The following is a 16749-nucleotide window of genomic DNA, read 5'->3' on the forward strand; positions in this document are numbered from 1 at the left end:
TTCAACATGGATTTAGAGACTCGTCATCTTAGACAACTGCTTACACAAGCACATCAGCTCCCCGAAGTGCTGCTTTTAAAACAGACAACAACATCAACCAATGATGATGTACGTGAGATTGCGCTTAGTGGCGTCAAGACGGTTTTGGTCTGTAGTGAAACTCAGACTCAAGGGCGAGGTCAGCACCAACGGGAATGGGTTTCCCCAGCCGGCAATATTTATTTAAGCACATTGCTTGAAACTCGAACACCCTTAGATGGGCGTTTAGCCTTAGAAATTGCCTTAAATATCTTACAAATGCCGTCACTAAAGGGCTTAACTGGATTACAAATTAAGTGGCCCAATGATCTCTATAGTGCTGAAGGTAAATGGGGCGGTATTTTGGTTGAACCGATCTCGCCGCATCAAGCAATTGTTGGAATTGGTATCAATCTATTTCCTGTTGCTGAGCAAAATATTACCCAACAAGCCACCTCAGTAATGCAATTAGGTCTCCAGTTTCCGAACCGCATTCAAATCATCTCTGAAATGTATTTAGCAATCCAGCAAGCAGGACAATGGTTTGATCATGGTTGTTATAATCTTGCTGCACGATTCAATCATTATGCTGCGTTTATGGATCAAGCGGTACATTTTGAACAAGTTCATGATTCAATCAGTGGCATTTTTAAAGGGATTTCGGATGATGGCGCACTCAATTTAGTGACACCTCAAGGCTTAGTCAGTGTATACCAAGGACGTTTACGTTTAGCGGAGTCATAAGTTTATGTCTGCTTGATCTTATCGAAACATTTGATTTATAAAGCATGAGGATTCAATCTAAAGCGACTCCTCATTGTATCCCCCATACGAGTTCTGTTAATGAAAGCACTTTGGTTAGATATTGGAAATACCCGGCTAAAATATTGGATCACTGAAAATGATCAAATCATTGAGCAAGCAGCCGAATTGCACTTGCAATCTCCTGCGGATTTATTACTTGGTTTAATTCAACATTTTCGTAGTTTAAGTTTAGACAGCATCGGCATTTCATCTGTTCAAGATAAAAAGAACAATGAACGTATTATCCAGATTTTGAAGTTACTGGATATTCCGGTCACTTTTGCCAAAGTCCATGCAGAATATGCTGGCTTACGCTGTGGTTATGACCACATCGAACAGCTCGGAATTGATCGATGGTTACAAGTTTTAGCAGTTGCAAAAGCTGAAGAAGATTTATGTGTAATCAGTTGTGGTACTGCATTAACCATTGATTTAACACAAGGTTTTCAACATTTAGGCGGTTATATTCTTCCTAATCTCTATTTACAGCGAGACTCTTTGATTCAAAAAACCAAAGGAATTAAAATTCCTGATGCTGCATTTTCAGAGTTAAGCCCGGGTCGCAACACCATAGATGCTGTCCATCATGGGATTTTCTTGGGTTTATTAAGCACGATTGAAAAAGTGCTTGAACAACAACCTCGAAAGCTGATTTTAACGGGCGGTGATGCTCATCTGTTTGCTCAGTTCCTTGAGAAGTATCAACCTCGCATTGAAACAGATTTATTACTCAAAGGCTTACAGTTTTATATAGATCGGCAGACAAATTAAATCTACATACATTTTCATGATGAATGATTTATGCTTGATCTAAATACATCAACTCTCTCAAAAAGAGCATTAAAAAAGACCATAAAGAGAATTCATCATGAAAATAATCCCAGTATTGTTAAGTACCTGCCTCATCAGCATAAGCATGATTGGCTGTAGTCAACTTTCTACCACATCAAGCACAACAAACCTTTCTAAAACTCTTGCAACCAATGAAGCGATTATTGCCTATTTTGCACCAGATGCAGGTGATGAAGAATGCTCATGTGGCTCATCAGTCATGGATCAAGGTTATTCACTTCAACCAGTAGAAAATGGCTATTTTAGGAAACTATTAGGCAGAGACAAAGATGGGCGCTTTTTAGTCCAAGATTTCTATCAAAACAGCCACAAAAAACAATCTGATCCATTTTGGATTAAAGAACCTCAAGGGCTAAACAGTTTTGATGGAAAGTATATTGATGGTAATGTAACGGGTTATTATGAGAATGGAACGATCAATTTCAAAGCCAGTTATAAAGACCTACAGCCTGTTGGAAAAGCTGAAAACTTTTATCCCAATAAGCAACTTGGATTGGAAGAAAACTATATTGATGACCAGACCATCATTCAAAAAATTTGGTATAAAAATGGCAAAATCGCAGCCGAACTCAGAATTAACCCAAGTGAAGATAATACCATTGTTGAGAGAAGGGTTTGGGATCAACAAGGTCAACTTGTTGATGACGAAGTACAATCTCAAAACATTCTTGAGGAATTATATTTACAATTCACTACCAATCAATAATTCTAAAATCTATGAAATAATTTCACCCCACAGCCTGCGCTTAGGGTTCCGAGTTGAGTAAAATAACCAGCTTTTCCCAGAGGATCGTAAGCGTATTAAAACCATCCGTTGCCATAAAATGCCCCGCACCTTTCACTTCAATCATTTGAGTATTCAATAAATGCCCGAGTTGAATACTGAATGGTGCTGGAACAAAAGGATCATTGTTGGAAAAAAATATAAAACGATGAACGATGTTTAATCGAAGTAAAGCATCATCTATGCGAGCGCTATTTAAAAATAAATTAAGCTCTGGCAATGTCGGTAAATTTTGGTTAAACCCAGCCACTAAAAACAATGCGCCTAATTTTCTTCCAAGTAATTCACTAGAAAGAAATGCTAAGCTTGCAACACAACCTAGACCATGAGCAACAATAATCACATCTTCATTCAGTGTTTTAATCTGTTGTACCAGATTATGTTTCCAAACTTCATATTGAGGATGATCTGCCTGCTCCAATTGCATGATTTCACACTCATTTCCCGTCGCAAGTATTTGTAATTTAAGCCATGGATACCAATGATCCTCTGAAGAAGCATGATAACCGTGTACGATCAAGACTCTTTTCATAGACCTTTTCTTATCAGAAATTTAAATTTTATCTAAGTAATTACATCAGAATATCTAAAGAATAAGGAGAAGTATGTTGTTTTTATTTAACAAAAAAGCGCCCTAGGGCGCTTTTTATAGAAGAAATAGAGACTTACTTCTTATCATTATTTCCAAATAGCGGTCCCATACCACCACCGCCACCAAATTGCTTTTGCATTCCACTCAAAGAACGCATCATTTTTGCCATACCCGATGGATTGGCGAATTTTTTCATCATTTTCGCCATTTGTGCATGTTGTTTAATCAGTTTATTCACTTCAACAACATCCATACCACACCCAGCAGCAATACGCTTTTTACGGCTTGGATTCATCAAATCAGGGTTGCGGCGTTCTTTAATGGTCATCGATTGAATAATCGCTTCCATTTTTTTCACTTGTTTTTCAGGGTTTGCTTGTGCAATCGCGTCTTGTATCCCTGAATTACTCATGCCAGGCAACTTATCTAAGAAGCCCATCATTCCGCCCATTTTGTTCATTTGTTCAAATTGCATCAGCATATCTTCAAAATTGAAGTTTCCGCCTTTCTGCAATTTTTTCGCCATCTTCTCGGCTTTTTCTTTGTCGATTTTACGTTCAACTTCTTCGACAAGAGAAAGCACATCCCCCATACCTAAGATACGTTGTGCAACACGCTCTGGGTGGAATGGTTCTAAGGCATCGAGTTTTTCACCCATACCTAAGAATTTGATCGGCTTACCTGTAATTGCGCGAACCGAAAGCGCCGCACCGCCACGTGCATCACCATCAGTTTTAGTCAGAATGACCCCTGTAAGTGGCAATGCATCATTAAAGGCTTTGGCAGTATTTGCAGCATCTTGACCTGTCATTGCATCGACAACAAACAGTGTTTCTGTTGGTGCAACTGCTGCATGTAATGCTTTGATCTCGTCCATCATGTCATCATCGACATGTAAACGACCTGCGGTATCGACAATCAAAACATCGTTAAAATTAATTTTGGCTTGCCCGATGGCACGCTGTACGATTTTAATTGGATCTTCAGCAGCATCTGACTCAATAAAATCAACACCAACTTCACCAGCAACCGTTTGAAGCTGTTTAATTGCGGCAGGGCGATAAACGTCGGCAGAAACCATGGCGACTTTTTTCTTTTGACGTTCTTTTAAGAAACGTCCAAGTTTTGCAGCAGTGGTGGTTTTACCAGCACCTTGCAAACCTGCTAAAAGAATCACAACTGGTGGTTTAGCAGCTAAATCTAGGCTTTCATTCGCCTCACCCATCATTTTGGTGAGTTCATCATAAACAATTTTAACGAAAGCCTGACCTGGTGAAAGCTGAGTCATCACCTCTTGTCCCAATGCTTCTTCCTTAACTTTCGCAATAAACTCACGAGTTACAGGCAAAGCAACATCGGCTTCAAGAAGTGCCATACGCACTTCACGTAAGGTATCTTTAATATTATCTTCGGTTAGCTGCCCAGAGCCAGTAACATTTCTGAGACTCTGCGTGAGTCGTTCTGTTAAGGTATCAAACATTGCAAAATCCGCTTAAAATAGCTAGTAGCAAAAAAATCTTTCTTAAAATAGAAAATTTATGCTCAAGATGCTATAGGATACTGTAGTTCACATAGAATTTATATCATATAGCATGAATATTCATCATCCTGAAAAAGGTTTGACATGATTAGCCTACCCTTGGTTTATACGATTTTAGCATTAATTGCCTATACCTCTTCGTTTTGGTATTTGTTTATGCACTTAATTTCTAAACGTCCTGCAAACCCTTGGTTTATTGGCATCGTGTCAGGTTTAGGGCTGATATTACATGCAAGTGTACTGCATAACGATATACTTACACCACTAGGGATTAATTATGACGTCTTTAATTTGATGTCGTTTACCTCCGCTTTAATGTTACTTTTAAGTATGTTGTACAGTACCTATCGACCTGTACTTTCACTCAATTTGATTGGGATTCCCGTTGCTGCTTTTGGATTGATTTTAGGTTTTGGCTTTAGTAAACCCGATCAATTCATCGAACAGCACTCTTTAGGATTAGACATTCATATCATCTTGTCCTTATCCGCCTATGCAGTTTTACTCATGGCAACCATACAAGCTGTACTGATTTGGTTTCAAAATCGTGAATTAAAAAAGAAACAGAAAAAACGTATTTGGGTGAATTTCCTTCCCGCCTATCAAGCAATGGAATCTTTACTTTTTGATATGTTAATCACAGGCTTTGTTCTACTCACTGTAGCCTTATGTTTTGGTTTCTTTACTATTGATGATTTCTTTGCCCAACACTTAGCCCATAAAACAGTTTTTAGTATTGTGTCTTGGTTTGTATATGGTGCATTGTTAATCGGTCACTATAAGTTTGGTTGGCGTGGTCAAAAAGCCATTCGCTTTACCATGATTGGATTCTTCTTATTGGCAATTGGATTTATTGGTTCTAAATTCGTTTTAGAAATGATTTTGCATCGTTGATAAATAGAGCACTTCGCGAGAGTATGCGGTTTTTGTATTGTTAAATAAATATATTGACACAGAAGCGGGAAAAATCTTTTTATATGAATTAGATGAGCAATATTATTCTTAAGTTAAAAATTAAGCTTTCTATACAAAACTTCAAGCTTAAAACCCTATAGATGAATTTTTCAATCTTTGCAAATTAACAGCACCTCCTCAAATTCACAGGCGCTGCAAGATTATATTTGTATGAGTAGACATCTGTTTCAAAAATGCGTATAACGCTGTTTTTATCTGATCGGGTAACTCCACTGTGAAACTCATTCTTGCTCCCATGGAAGGCTTAACTGACCCCATCATGCGTGATGTTTTAACGCATGTCGGTAGTTTCGACTGGTGCGTGACTGAGTTTATCCGTGTAACAGACTCTGTCCTACCCGATCATATTTACCATAGCTACTGCCCAGAACTTAAAAATGAAGGGAAGACTGCTGCTGGAACACCTGTACATGTACAGTTTCTAGGAAATAACCCTGAAATGTTGGCTGCCAATGCCGTACGTGCTGCCGAGCTTGGCGCACCTGCCATCGATATGAATTTTGGTTGTCCTGCAAAAACAGTCAACCGTCATCGAGGAGGTTCCGTACTTCTCGATGAGCCTGAGGTTGTACATGAGTTGGTTAAAGCAGTACGTGATGCTGTTCCACAACACATTCCAGTTTCTGTCAAAATGCGTTTGGGTTACATGGATCGAAACTTTACCCTTGAAAATGCGCATGCCATAGAAGATGCGGGCGCTTCATGGCTTACAGTACATGCTCGAACCAAAGCGGACGGTTATACGCCACCTGCTTTTTGGGATCAACTTCAACCTATTCGCGAAGCCATTAAAATCAATGTGATTGCCAACGGTGAAATTTGGACCAATGCCGATGCCAAGCAATGCCAACTTGAATCTGGATGCAAAGATTTAATGATCGGGCGTGGTGCAGTCACGACACCAGACTTAACACAATGCATCCGTAAAAATACAGATGAGCCGCTGATTACATGGTCAGAATTATTAAATTTACAGATTCGTTTTTTGAACGGCACCTATAAAAAAGAAATGAATATGGTTGGGCGTTATAAACAATGGCTTGGAATGATGTCTAAGCATTACCCCGAAGCCAAGGCATTGTGGGATGAAATTAAGCGTTTGAAAAAAATTGATGAAGTACTCGAAAAATTAAATGCTTAAATTATTAGAGTCTATTTGATCAATTTCTAAAATAGCTTTGATCTCTTCAGGTTGGAATTCTTTTGATAATGCTGAGGTTGGGTTCAATACTAAGGTTGCCCCTTTGGTCATTTCAAAAAACTGACGTGTATTCAAAGCAATATATTCAACATCAGCACCAATATCATTTTGGATGGTTTCAAGTTCAATAAAAAATGGAATGGCTTGATCACCTTCTGGTGTTTCCAAAATGCGGAATTCAACGTTCTTGTCTTTGTCCTGCGTCGCTAGACAATAAATTTCTGATGCTAAAAGTTGATCAATGAAATCAGGGATCAATTCGTAGTTTTCTTGAGTTTGAGCAAAAAGTTGTTGTAAATTTGACATGTTATATATTATCTATTCTGGTGTTGCTAATATAGCTTATTCTCGATAGATATGGAATTGACCAGAATAATCAATTGGATCGCATGATGCTTCAACTATAGTATGTGTCTTAAGCTTGACTTGATTTGTTGAAATTTCATCTCTTTCAAATGCAAAATTAAACAAAGAGTTTATATCATATTTTTCAGTTATTAAAAAATTTGAAAGCTTTAGAATATTATTTAAATCATTTTTTGAAATTTTATTACAATTTGGAAATAAATAATCAATAGATTTTAACTTACCAGGGTTTTGTGATGGATTTACAATTAACATTGAGGAGTCCTCTAACTGGATATATTTTGAATTATCAATATCATTTTCGTCGTAATTTTTTAATTTTTCAACTTTTACGATTTCAATTTTAATTAAATAATCCTTTAAGCTAGCAACTGTTACACTTTGCAAATCCAGCTTACTATATAAGGGTAAATTATAATATGGCGTAGATAGCTCTCTTGGTGTACAATCATGATCACAATCAGATTTCTTATAATCATCACAAGATGTAAGTAAAGGGATCAAACAAACCAGCCAAGTAAATAATTTCATAAATCACACTTCTCAGGCACTTCTTTACTCTGATAAATATTAAAATAGGTATTATTTTTTATGCGTTCAGTATTAAATTCCAACCAATAATCTTGAACATTTACTCTAGTCGTCACTAAAAAATTACAATATACATTCACATTGTTTTTGATATTTAAAAGATGCTGATTCATCAGTGATGTATATACTTTTTTCGCTTTCTTTTCATCAACTATGTTTAATGATGAAACAAGACTTATAGGAATAGTAGTATTTATATTGATTTTTTCAAATCTATTTCCATTATACCCTGCACTCAGATTTAATCGAATACTTTTGATTTTATTGAATTTAGGATTCGCTGCATAAATTTCAGAGAAGAGCTCTGGTGTATCACTGACACCATCAAAAAAATAGATTTTCTTTACTGTTCCGCCATATGAAATCACTTCAAAGTGTCGACTGTTTTTGGCTACTTCATTATTCACATATCCGAATTTTTCGATATTTTTTATAACTTTATCTAAAATTATTGGCATTGCATTCAAATTCAGCTGATTGACTGGTGCAAATCTTGAATAATTTATTTCTGTTGATAACACTGATTTATTTTTATCTTCAAAAATAAAAAAACGCTGATCTACATTCGTTCCATAACTATAGGGCGATACAGAAGTACTAATTAAAAATACCACCCTACTCCAAACAAAAATATTATATTTCATAAACTTAACCAAAAAATCACTTGAAATAAAAAAATTAATATTTATCTGCGATATATATTTACTTGTCCAGAGTTATTGTTTGGATCACAATTCACCTCCAAGCCAACTCCCTTCTCGTAAAAATTATTAATCATTATTTCACCACCATTCTTGCTAAAATCATAAAAATCTTTATCTGTTTTATCAAAATTAATTAAATTTAGAATATTCCTGATATTATTTTTATCAAAATCAGAAATTTGATTACAATTCTCAAATCTATATTCAATAGATTTAACACCTGAACCGCCTGAATCTGGATTAACAATTAGAATAGAATTTCTAATTAAAATATTCAAAGAATTAAAATTATCATCAAAATTTACATTTCTATAATCATTTTCAGTTATGACTTTCTTATAGACCAAACCACCAATAAAATCTTTAAAGACAACCTTATCAATTCTTTTTCTTTCAGTAAAAACAATACGATGATATGGTGTGGATAAAGCTCTAGGTGTACAATCGGCACTTGAACAAGGATCATTTATTTTGTGCTCATACTCTCCCATAGTTTTTAAGTAAATACTAGGTTTCGCATTAAAATCATACGATAATAAAAAAGCAAGAAAAACAATTAAAAATATTTTACCCATTTTAAATTTTCACAATTAAAAGTTATATTATTCAGCAGCATTTACCCTAGGTGTACCATTGGTTTTGTAAATATAAAAAGTAGTATTATTATGTGTTTGTTCAGTATTGAATTCAAACCAATAATCAGAAACTTTAATTCTATTCGTAACTAAAAAATCTCCATATTTATTTATTCCATTCTCTATATCAGCAATATGTTCATGTAGTAATTTTTCATATACTTTCTTTGAATCTGTCTCATTTAGCCCTAAAACTTTAGCATAAATAATGGGAACTTCTGGATTCAAATTAATTTTTTTATATTTTCCAATAGATTTGTCAAAATCATGACCCAAATAAATAACGATCTTACGTTGATGCTTTAAGTTTTCTCCAGTTGAATACACTGTAGAAGAAATTTCAGGTAGTTCAACACCTTGACTATAAAAGAAAATCTTATTTATACCATATGAGTTTGGTTCTATTTCATATCGTTTATGAACTATTGAAGCATCTTTATTTGATTCAATGTATCCTGAAGTTAAGATTGCATTTTCGATTTTAGAAAAACTAACAGGAATCTCTTCCAATTTAAGTTGATTTACAGGTGAGTTTTTACTGAAATCTATTTCTGGAACGACTTGATGTTCTGTAGTACTCTTAAAAATATAATATTTTTTAGAATCTTCAATATTATTCTTACAGCCATAGCATGCCAGAGAAAAAAGTATTAAAAATATGGCTTTAATTTTAATAATACAATGATTTTTCATAAATTTTATCTGTCGCCTTGGTATAATAAACAGTATAAGCAAAACTATTGACTTGTCCTTTTCCTACAAACCACTCTGGCTCCGACTCTAAAATGATATGAACACCATTAAAATTTCTTTCAGAAACAACTTTTCCATATTTATCTCCACCTTGACAGCGCCCTTTAGTTAAAAAACTTTCAATGAATTCATTAATATTTTTCTTGTCTAAAGCTGCAATACCTATTAGAAAAGCCTGATCTGTAATTGATTGATTAATATTTTTATGGATATTATCATCAAATGGCACAAAATTATCACTGGAGTAAAAGTTTGTATTTGGACCTTGCCCAGTAGTTCGTACTTCTAGCGTAGACATATGATGGTCGTTATCTTCAAAATTTTCATTATGAACGACTCCATTATCAAAACCTTGTACAGCAGATAATCGATCTATAACTTTTAACTTTAGATAATTTGAGTTCATCTCTTTATACTTGTTATATATTTTTTTAAAATTATAGTCCAAATATAAATCATTATTCACAACAAATAAATTAATATCTCTTGATATTTTTTTTTCATCATTATTTTCACTAAATAATACTTTATTCTCTTTTGCTGCATTACTTGATTCAGGACATAAATAGTCTAATTGTTTACTATGAGTACAAGCTGTTAAAACATAACAACTAAAAAATATAAAAAATATTTTATTCATAAAAATTAATCTCCATTAAGGTTGAACACTTCTATCTTTTCTCAAAATATTCCACTGAAACCTAAAAAGAGAGGTCTGATTCCCAGGTGTCACTTTTTTAACAGTTGATGTTGGTGGTTCCTCTGCATACTTTGAACGACCATTATTTGAGGTATCTTTATAGTCCATAAAGTTATCAGTAAAACCTTTGTGAAGACTATATTCTCTATCGCCTTCAGGCTCTTCAAAAACATGTGTGACCCCAAAACTATGCAAAATTTCATGCACCACAGTTTCTAGGTCATTAGAACCATCTCTAGTTAAGATGACAGCGTTTCCCCATTTAACTATATCACTACCTGTTTCTTTTCCACGCATTGCGCTTCCCAATAAAATTGTATTATTATTATTGTTTTCAAAGCGAATATTTGAGAAAAAAATATAAGTTTCTTTTGTATAATCAGAATTAATAGGTTTTATATTTTTATATTTTTGATATAAAGCACATATATCATTTTTAAAACTCTCACTCTCACTATAATCAACCACACTATTATTATCCGAAAGTTTTTTTGCATGATAATAATATTTATTTAAAAAATTTTCCAAATCTTTAGATTTATGCTTAACATAAAGGTCAAAAATATCAAAATCATCTTTTTTTACTACATCAGCTCTGATTAATGCCTGATTAAATGCTTGATACTTTAATCTATACTCTAGACCTTGTGGTTGATTTATTGGATTTTTATTTACTCTGATATTTACAAGACAAATCCTAGCTTTAGGAATATAGTTATTAGCAACTATATTCATTATTCCTACTTCTTCTTCTATATTTCCCTTTCTGGCTTTAACAACTATTGTTGCTCCTCGAGTTGTATCCCCTTCACATGTGATTCTTAATACATCTTCTTTCATGTAAAACTTTCGTACTCCTCCACCTTTTCCCAAGTCTCTATTTTCTTGTAAAGATAAAAAATTCTTTAATTGAATCTTAACTCTATTTTTTTTCTCTTTACCTGTGCTCGTTGAAATTTTTATAGAAGGATCATTAACTTCAAACACAAGCTCTGTTCCATCATCTGTTAAAGGAGTTGAATCATCTCCTTGTAGCTGATGGATTTCTATTGATAACAAAGCACCTTCTCTATTTATACTTTTACTAGCATTAGGATTTTCCTTATTTACATTTGTTGCAAATATTGCTAAATGCGAAGGAATGTATTCAGTACCAAATGGTGAAATTTTTCTAACCCCCTCAGTATAATTCTTTTTTAATTTACTCACAAAATCTTTATTATTCGCCTGTTTTAGAATAGGTGTTTTTATCCTACCAACAGTTTCAATAGCGTTGAGGTACTCATCCCTAAGCCAATCAAATCCAAAATCACCATTATATTTTAAAATATGGGAAGTAGAATTATTACGAGGTTTTCCCCCAACCCTATATGGTCTTCGAAAATGCACCGTAAACTTCCTTAAACACGTTGCACACGAAGTACCCGCTGTCGGACTTGCGCCACCCACACCCATCTTACACCTCCAAATACGTTATATTTTTTATAAAGACATTTTGATCAAACTCATTTCCTAGCACATATGCGCTATAAGATTGAAGATCATTTGAATAATGATCTTGAAGCGAATCAAATACACCTTTTTCTCTTAAAAACTCAGCTTTTTCTGGATAAAGAATTGAAAATTTTTCTCGATGATCTATTTGACTAAGATTCTGTTTTAATTGAGCTATTGCTGTTAAAAAAAAGTTGAAATCTTGCCCTAAAACACGTTTCTTATAGTCTTCTAAAAGTTTATCGAAAGCCTCGACATAAGTGACTTGCTCCCCAATATCGTGATGCTGCATTTCATTTTCAATCCAAACAAATTGCGGATCAGTTGGATAATCCATTCCCAAATACACATGGCTTTTCACCATATATTTGAGTGTGTTGATTTGGTTGATTCCTTTTTCAAGATATTGATCAACTAGCGTCTGGATAGGTCCTAATAACTGATCGAATTGACCATTCAGCTTTAATACTGGATTTTCCTTAATAATTTCATAAACTAAGTCGTATAAAAACTCTTTGTTTTGTTCAACATCAAGTTCAAATAGTTTTTCTTGGCTAAGTACAAACATCAAGCATGCTCCAATATCATTAATTGATTCATGTACACATCCTGATAATTTCGAATTGCAATCACCCAACGCTCAATGCCTTGAAAAAATTCATCAAGCTGTTCATCTTGCAGTATTTTATGAATTTTCTTGATAATTCTTGGGTCAAACCATCTAAATAATTTTTGGGTTCCATCAGGAAACTCAACCGTTAAATAACTTTTCATTTTCTTAACAAATTGAGTCAGCTCCAATGAGCTCAATACAATATTGAGCGCCTGTTCATCTTTCCACGTTTGATGAATAAAGTTAAATCTCTGATCATTGAAAAGATCTAAATCATGGATGAGTAAAAGAACAGGTGCGACTTCAAAAGGTGCATTCCCCTCTGTGGTACCTGAAAATAAGGAATAGAATTCTATCCTTGAGTCATTTTGAAACTCATGAATAAATGACAAGGCTTGATCTGAAACTTGTGCGGCATCCAAGATTAAATACATATTCAAGTCATGTTGATAATCTTCGATGCAGCGCTGTATCTGTTTAAATGGAATAATTTCTCTTTTCATTTTATTTATCTACAAATGCCATTCCAAACTTTGCGGCATTTAAAAGGCATGGCTTACAGATATTTTCATAGAAAGTAGGCAATGAATAATCTACTTTTGCTCCACCAATAAAACTGTGCTGTCCAGCCTTAACCTCAAACATACCACCAGTCGTCACAAATACGCCTGAGCCATTAATTTTTAATTGTGAAGTGCCAGATGTAAGAATAATTTCTTTTAGGCTTTTGACTTCAATTACATCTTCAGTCGAAATAATCTGAATGCCTTTACGTGCAATCAAATCTGCACCATCCCCTTGGGCTTGAATCTCCACTTTACCATTTCCAGCATAAAGCCTTGCACCTTCCTGTGCTGCAAACATACTGATCTTGTTTTGTGCATGCACCAAGAAATTCTTTTGTGTACTCAGGTTGATGCTATCACCCGCACTATGACTAATTTGTTTATCCGCAGAGACATGAATGTCTTCATTGCTCGACAAGCCAATTGAATTCGGCGAGGCTAAAACCATCAAGGCTTGTTTAAATGCATCGGCTTTATCTTTTTCACCTTTTTCTATTTGATTCAGGAATTGTTTTAACTCATTCAAGACTTCTAAAGGATCGGTCTGTTGGTTCTTGGCAACTTCACTTAAGGCTTTGGCATTGTTCAGGCTACTTTCTAGCTGACTTTTGGCTGCGGTTGTATCTAGATGATTACCTGATGCCCCATCTTGTGCATGCGTACTCAGCAGTAAGCCTTGACCTGCACGTACCGCACCCCATTGATCCGTTCTTAGCTCAAAGCCTTCTCCTCGACCTTCGCTACTATCTGTCTCTTTTGGATGACTGAGGTTGCCAAGATTGAGTTGAGTTGCGCCATGGCTGCTGTGTAACTGACTGCTGATCTGGTTGGTGGTATCGTCAAATCTCAGTTGGTTATAGCCACTGCCCTGATATTCCTTACTTTTAATCCCTGCCAATTTCTTGGTATCGGGCAACTTGCCCTTGTCATCAAACTTGCTCGGGCTGCGTTGTGCTTCATGGATTCGACCCACCACAAATGGTCTGTCAATGTTGCCATCAAAGAAGTCGATGACAACAATCTCTCCAACCCTCGGTAAGAAACGTGCCCCATAACCTTCGCCTGCCCATGGTGTCAAGACATCAACCCAAGCTGAGTCGGTATCATTGTCATTCGAGCCTGCACCACCATCGTGACTGTGGTCTTCATTGCGGGTAAAGAGGAAGCGAACCTTGATGCGTCCCCATTCATCCACATGGATTTCTTCTCCACTTGGACCAACCACTTTGGCGCGTTGTGGATACGCCACTGGACGGTGTTTGAGTGGGTTGTATTCTTGTGCCGTACTGATGTTTCTGCGTTGTAAGATCAGCTGATTGGCTTGGCGTTCTTCACTGTTGTTTGTGGGGATACTGTTGAGCTGCCAATGGCTTTGTTCAACTAAACGATTGATTTGTTCGTTGAGGTCTTTGGGTAAATTATTTTGGTTATAAAAGGTTTTGGAGATGATCAAGAACTGCTGATCGGCAGAATCTTTTTGATCGATTTGAGGATGCCCTTTTAGCTCAAGGTAATAGCCGACCTGTGCATCTCGTACCGTCGATATTGCCGTGAATTGTTTGGCTTGGGCATCGTAGTAGTTGCTAAGGTTTTGGTTAAAGCGTTCGATCTGACTGTTGCCTGATGCCGTTGCACCATCTTCCCCATTCAGGTCAGGTACCCATGCAGGGCTAAAGTGCCATACTTGTTCTAAGCCTAGACTGGCGTTGTCGTACTGGTCACTGTGCTGATGTTTGCTTTGTACATTGCCTGCACCTTCTTCAGTTTCAAGAATATCGGCTTGCCAACGGTGAATATGTACTGAAGTCGGTTGGAGTGAACGTATACCTGTAAATGATGTAATCGTGTCTTGCTGTTCTACCGCGGAGCTGCGGTGAAAGCGGATGCTTCTGCGTTCTAGCGCAGTGTATTGGCTGTTGTCATCAATTAAACGTAGTTTTTGGGCTTGGATCGGTGCTGAAATGTTGGCAACATTGAGTTCGGCTTCATCAATCAACCAGCTTAAATTTTCACTTCTCATCAAACGAGTAAGTAGATCGTAGTCGCTTTCGTTCATCTGTATAATCAATGGACGAACATCGTAGTCTTTGGTCAGCCCAGTTTTATCTAAACTCAGACTAGCAGCAAACAGCGGACTTCTTTTCTGCCATTCTTTATGAAGTATTTCAATGACTTGAATCACTGACTTATTCATAAACACTCTACTATTACGGCGTTTATGCCACAGTGACGTCGCATCCTCAAGTTTGAGCTTATAGACCGTCAGTGCACCATCACTTTGTCCCTGTGCAGCTTCGGTAATGATGCCTGTGGTACGGAACAGTTGTCCTCGGTCGGTGACTTGGTCGATTGCAGCTTGGCAACCGATAAACTGTTTGAGTGGAATATTTGCAGATGTTGCAAGACAGATCAGTTCCACAGACACGCCTTGATTGATGGCATGTTGTCCATCAATACGTTGCAAGAACACTTGGGCGGTCAAATCAGGATTGCTAAACTGAATATGCAAAGCTCTTTTTTGAGCGGTTAATCCTAACTGATCCAATACTTTATAAATACTATTTACTAAGCTATTCATTTTAATAATTTATTCATTTTTAGTTGAGCTTATTATAAATCAAAATCATTTTTTTTCTATTCAAAGAAACAATTTCATACACTAAAGTCCTTAAATTCAAATACATTTTTTTATTATTTGTTGAAAAGTTAAATAAAAATAAAGAAACTAAATCTCATTATTATTTTGATATTTTAAGCTTTAATTTAAATGTTGATGTTATAAACATTGAGAAATAAGTTAAAAAAAATGATAGGAATTTATATGATTTGAAGGATGGAAAGTTGAGCTACCATAGGCTAAATCTTAACGCTAATCATTGTTAATTCTTCTCTAACTAGAAAGTCATATTTATTTTATGCCTTTCTTCTTCAAGCTACACTATCAATAGAATTTTTGAGATAAAATAATTGCTATAGTTCATTCTATTAGGCATTTTCCTATGAACGATATAAAAACTCCCAAAAAACCGTTATGGAAATCGAAAGCTGTTCTTTTTGCTACGGTAATACTCCCATTTTTAATTGATTTAATAAGTAGAAAACTAAAGTCCTTATCATTGTTTAAATTTAGGTGGTTTACCATCAACTGACATATGTGGTCGTTCATGATTATAAAAGTGTTGCCATATCGTTGTATAGTCTTCAACTTCTTCAAGCTCTCGAAATAAATATTGATTCAAACATTCATATCTAACCGTCCTGTTGAAGCGTTCTACATAAGCATTCTGTTGTGGATGACCTGGTTGAGTAAACACATGCTCAATTCCATGTTTAGTACACCTCGCTTGCATTAAATCACTAATATACTCATGTCCATTATCACTACGGATACGTTTTGGCTTACCTCGCCATGCAATTAATTGATCCAATCCCCTCAGCACTCGTTGAGCTGGCAAAGAAAAATCAATCAATATATCCAGTGACTCACGGTTATAATCATCAATAACATTGTGAATTCGGTAACTGCGACCATCACTCAGTTGGTCATGCATAAAGTCCATT

At 35.5% G+C, this 16749-nt stretch carries 18 protein-coding genes; 5 read left to right on the forward strand and 13 right to left on the reverse strand.

What is annotated here, in order from left to right; genetic code table 11:
* Window positions 1-6: 6 nt before the first annotated feature.
* The 3 genes from AAV97_RS06530 to AAV97_RS06540 all read left to right on the forward strand — a co-directional run bounded on the left by AAV97_RS06530 (window position 7) and on the right by AAV97_RS06540 (window position 2380).
* Window positions 7-762: a biotin--[acetyl-CoA-carboxylase] ligase gene (locus AAV97_RS06530; RefSeq protein WP_046760141.1), complete on the forward strand. Its 756-nt coding sequence runs from the start codon at window positions 7-9 to the stop codon at window positions 760-762.
* Window positions 763-861: 99 nt separating this feature from the next.
* Window positions 862-1593 carry a type III pantothenate kinase gene (locus AAV97_RS06535; RefSeq protein WP_042088010.1) on the forward strand — a complete coding sequence of 244 codons (732 nt, stop codon included), beginning with the start codon at window positions 862-864 and terminating at the stop codon, window positions 1591-1593.
* A 97-nt stretch (window positions 1594-1690) separates the two neighbouring features.
* The gene (locus tag AAV97_RS06540; RefSeq protein WP_046760142.1) at window positions 1691-2380 is read left to right on the forward strand and encodes a toxin-antitoxin system YwqK family antitoxin; all 690 of its coding nucleotides are present in this window, start codon (window positions 1691-1693) and stop codon (window positions 2378-2380) included.
* Window positions 2381-2420: 40 nt separating this feature from the next.
* Here the strand turns inward: AAV97_RS06540 and AAV97_RS06545 are convergent, their stop codons facing one another.
* Both AAV97_RS06545 and ffh read right to left on the reverse strand, forming a co-directional pair.
* A complete protein-coding gene (locus tag AAV97_RS06545; protein ID WP_046760143.1) occupies window positions 2421-2990 on the reverse strand; it encodes an RBBP9/YdeN family alpha/beta hydrolase in 570 nt (189 codons plus the stop codon).
* 133 nt (window positions 2991-3123) lie between these two features.
* Complete coding sequence (gene ffh / locus AAV97_RS06550) at window positions 3124-4530, reverse strand: signal recognition particle protein (RefSeq protein ID WP_004830302.1); 1407 nt, start codon at window positions 4528-4530, stop codon at window positions 3124-3126.
* Window positions 4531-4674: 144 nt separating this feature from the next.
* Between ffh and AAV97_RS06555 the strand changes: the two genes are divergently transcribed.
* Both AAV97_RS06555 and AAV97_RS06560 read left to right on the forward strand, forming a co-directional pair.
* Complete coding sequence (locus tag AAV97_RS06555) at window positions 4675-5484, forward strand: cytochrome C assembly family protein (protein WP_046760144.1); 810 nt, start codon at window positions 4675-4677, stop codon at window positions 5482-5484.
* Between the two features lie 295 nt (window positions 5485-5779).
* The gene (locus AAV97_RS06560) at window positions 5780-6706 is read left to right on the forward strand and encodes a tRNA dihydrouridine synthase (RefSeq protein WP_212771918.1); all 927 of its coding nucleotides are present in this window, start codon (window positions 5780-5782) and stop codon (window positions 6704-6706) included.
* Here AAV97_RS06560 and AAV97_RS06565 read toward each other — a convergent pair.
* The 11 genes from AAV97_RS06565 to AAV97_RS06615 all read right to left on the reverse strand — a co-directional run.
* Complete coding sequence (locus tag AAV97_RS06565; RefSeq protein ID WP_009584712.1) at window positions 6695-7072, reverse strand: SseB family protein; 378 nt, start codon at window positions 7070-7072, stop codon at window positions 6695-6697. The two genes, AAV97_RS06560 and AAV97_RS06565, sit on opposite strands and share 12 nt — an antisense overlap.
* 36 nt (window positions 7073-7108) lie before the next feature.
* On the reverse strand, window positions 7109-7663 hold the full coding sequence (locus tag AAV97_RS06570; RefSeq protein ID WP_046760146.1) for a hypothetical protein: 555 nt from the start codon (window positions 7661-7663) through the stop codon (window positions 7109-7111).
* Entirely contained in the window at window positions 7660-8367 is a 708-nt protein-coding gene (locus tag AAV97_RS06575; RefSeq protein ID WP_046760147.1) for a hypothetical protein, read from the reverse strand. The genes AAV97_RS06570 and AAV97_RS06575 overlap by 4 nt, the downstream gene beginning before the upstream one ends.
* Window positions 8368-8408: 41 nt before the next feature.
* Window positions 8409-9002 (reverse strand): hypothetical protein, encoded by a 594-nt coding sequence (locus tag AAV97_RS06580; protein ID WP_046760148.1) that lies wholly within the window; start codon window positions 9000-9002, stop codon window positions 8409-8411.
* A gap of 27 nt (window positions 9003-9029) precedes the next feature.
* Complete coding sequence (locus AAV97_RS06585) at window positions 9030-9755, reverse strand: hypothetical protein (RefSeq protein WP_046760149.1); 726 nt, start codon at window positions 9753-9755, stop codon at window positions 9030-9032.
* The gene (locus AAV97_RS06590) at window positions 9733-10455 is read right to left on the reverse strand and encodes a hypothetical protein (RefSeq protein ID WP_046760150.1); all 723 of its coding nucleotides are present in this window, start codon (window positions 10453-10455) and stop codon (window positions 9733-9735) included. Before AAV97_RS06590 ends, AAV97_RS06585 begins: the two co-directional genes overlap by 23 nt.
* Before the next feature lie 15 nt (window positions 10456-10470).
* The gene (locus AAV97_RS06595) at window positions 10471-11970 is read right to left on the reverse strand and encodes a hypothetical protein (RefSeq protein ID WP_046760151.1); all 1500 of its coding nucleotides are present in this window, start codon (window positions 11968-11970) and stop codon (window positions 10471-10473) included.
* Window position 11971: 1 nt separating this feature from the next.
* Complete coding sequence (locus tag AAV97_RS06600) at window positions 11972-12577, reverse strand: hypothetical protein (RefSeq protein ID WP_042087994.1); 606 nt, start codon at window positions 12575-12577, stop codon at window positions 11972-11974.
* Window positions 12577-13125: a DUF4123 domain-containing protein gene (locus AAV97_RS06605; protein WP_046760152.1), complete on the reverse strand. Its 549-nt coding sequence runs from the start codon at window positions 13123-13125 to the stop codon at window positions 12577-12579. Before AAV97_RS06605 ends, AAV97_RS06600 begins: the two co-directional genes overlap by 1 nt.
* 1 nt (window position 13126) lies before the next feature.
* Window positions 13127-15766 (reverse strand): type VI secretion system Vgr family protein, encoded by a 2640-nt coding sequence (locus AAV97_RS06610; protein ID WP_046760153.1) that lies wholly within the window; start codon window positions 15764-15766, stop codon window positions 13127-13129.
* A gap of 535 nt (window positions 15767-16301) precedes the next feature.
* Window positions 16302-16749 (reverse strand): IS3 family transposase (locus AAV97_RS06615; RefSeq protein WP_046760154.1); only part of this gene is annotated, 448 nt, incomplete at its 5' end.

It is taken from the genome of Acinetobacter sp. Ag2 (genome assembly GCF_001005515.1).
GTDB lineage: Bacteria > Pseudomonadota > Gammaproteobacteria > Pseudomonadales > Moraxellaceae > Acinetobacter > Acinetobacter bereziniae.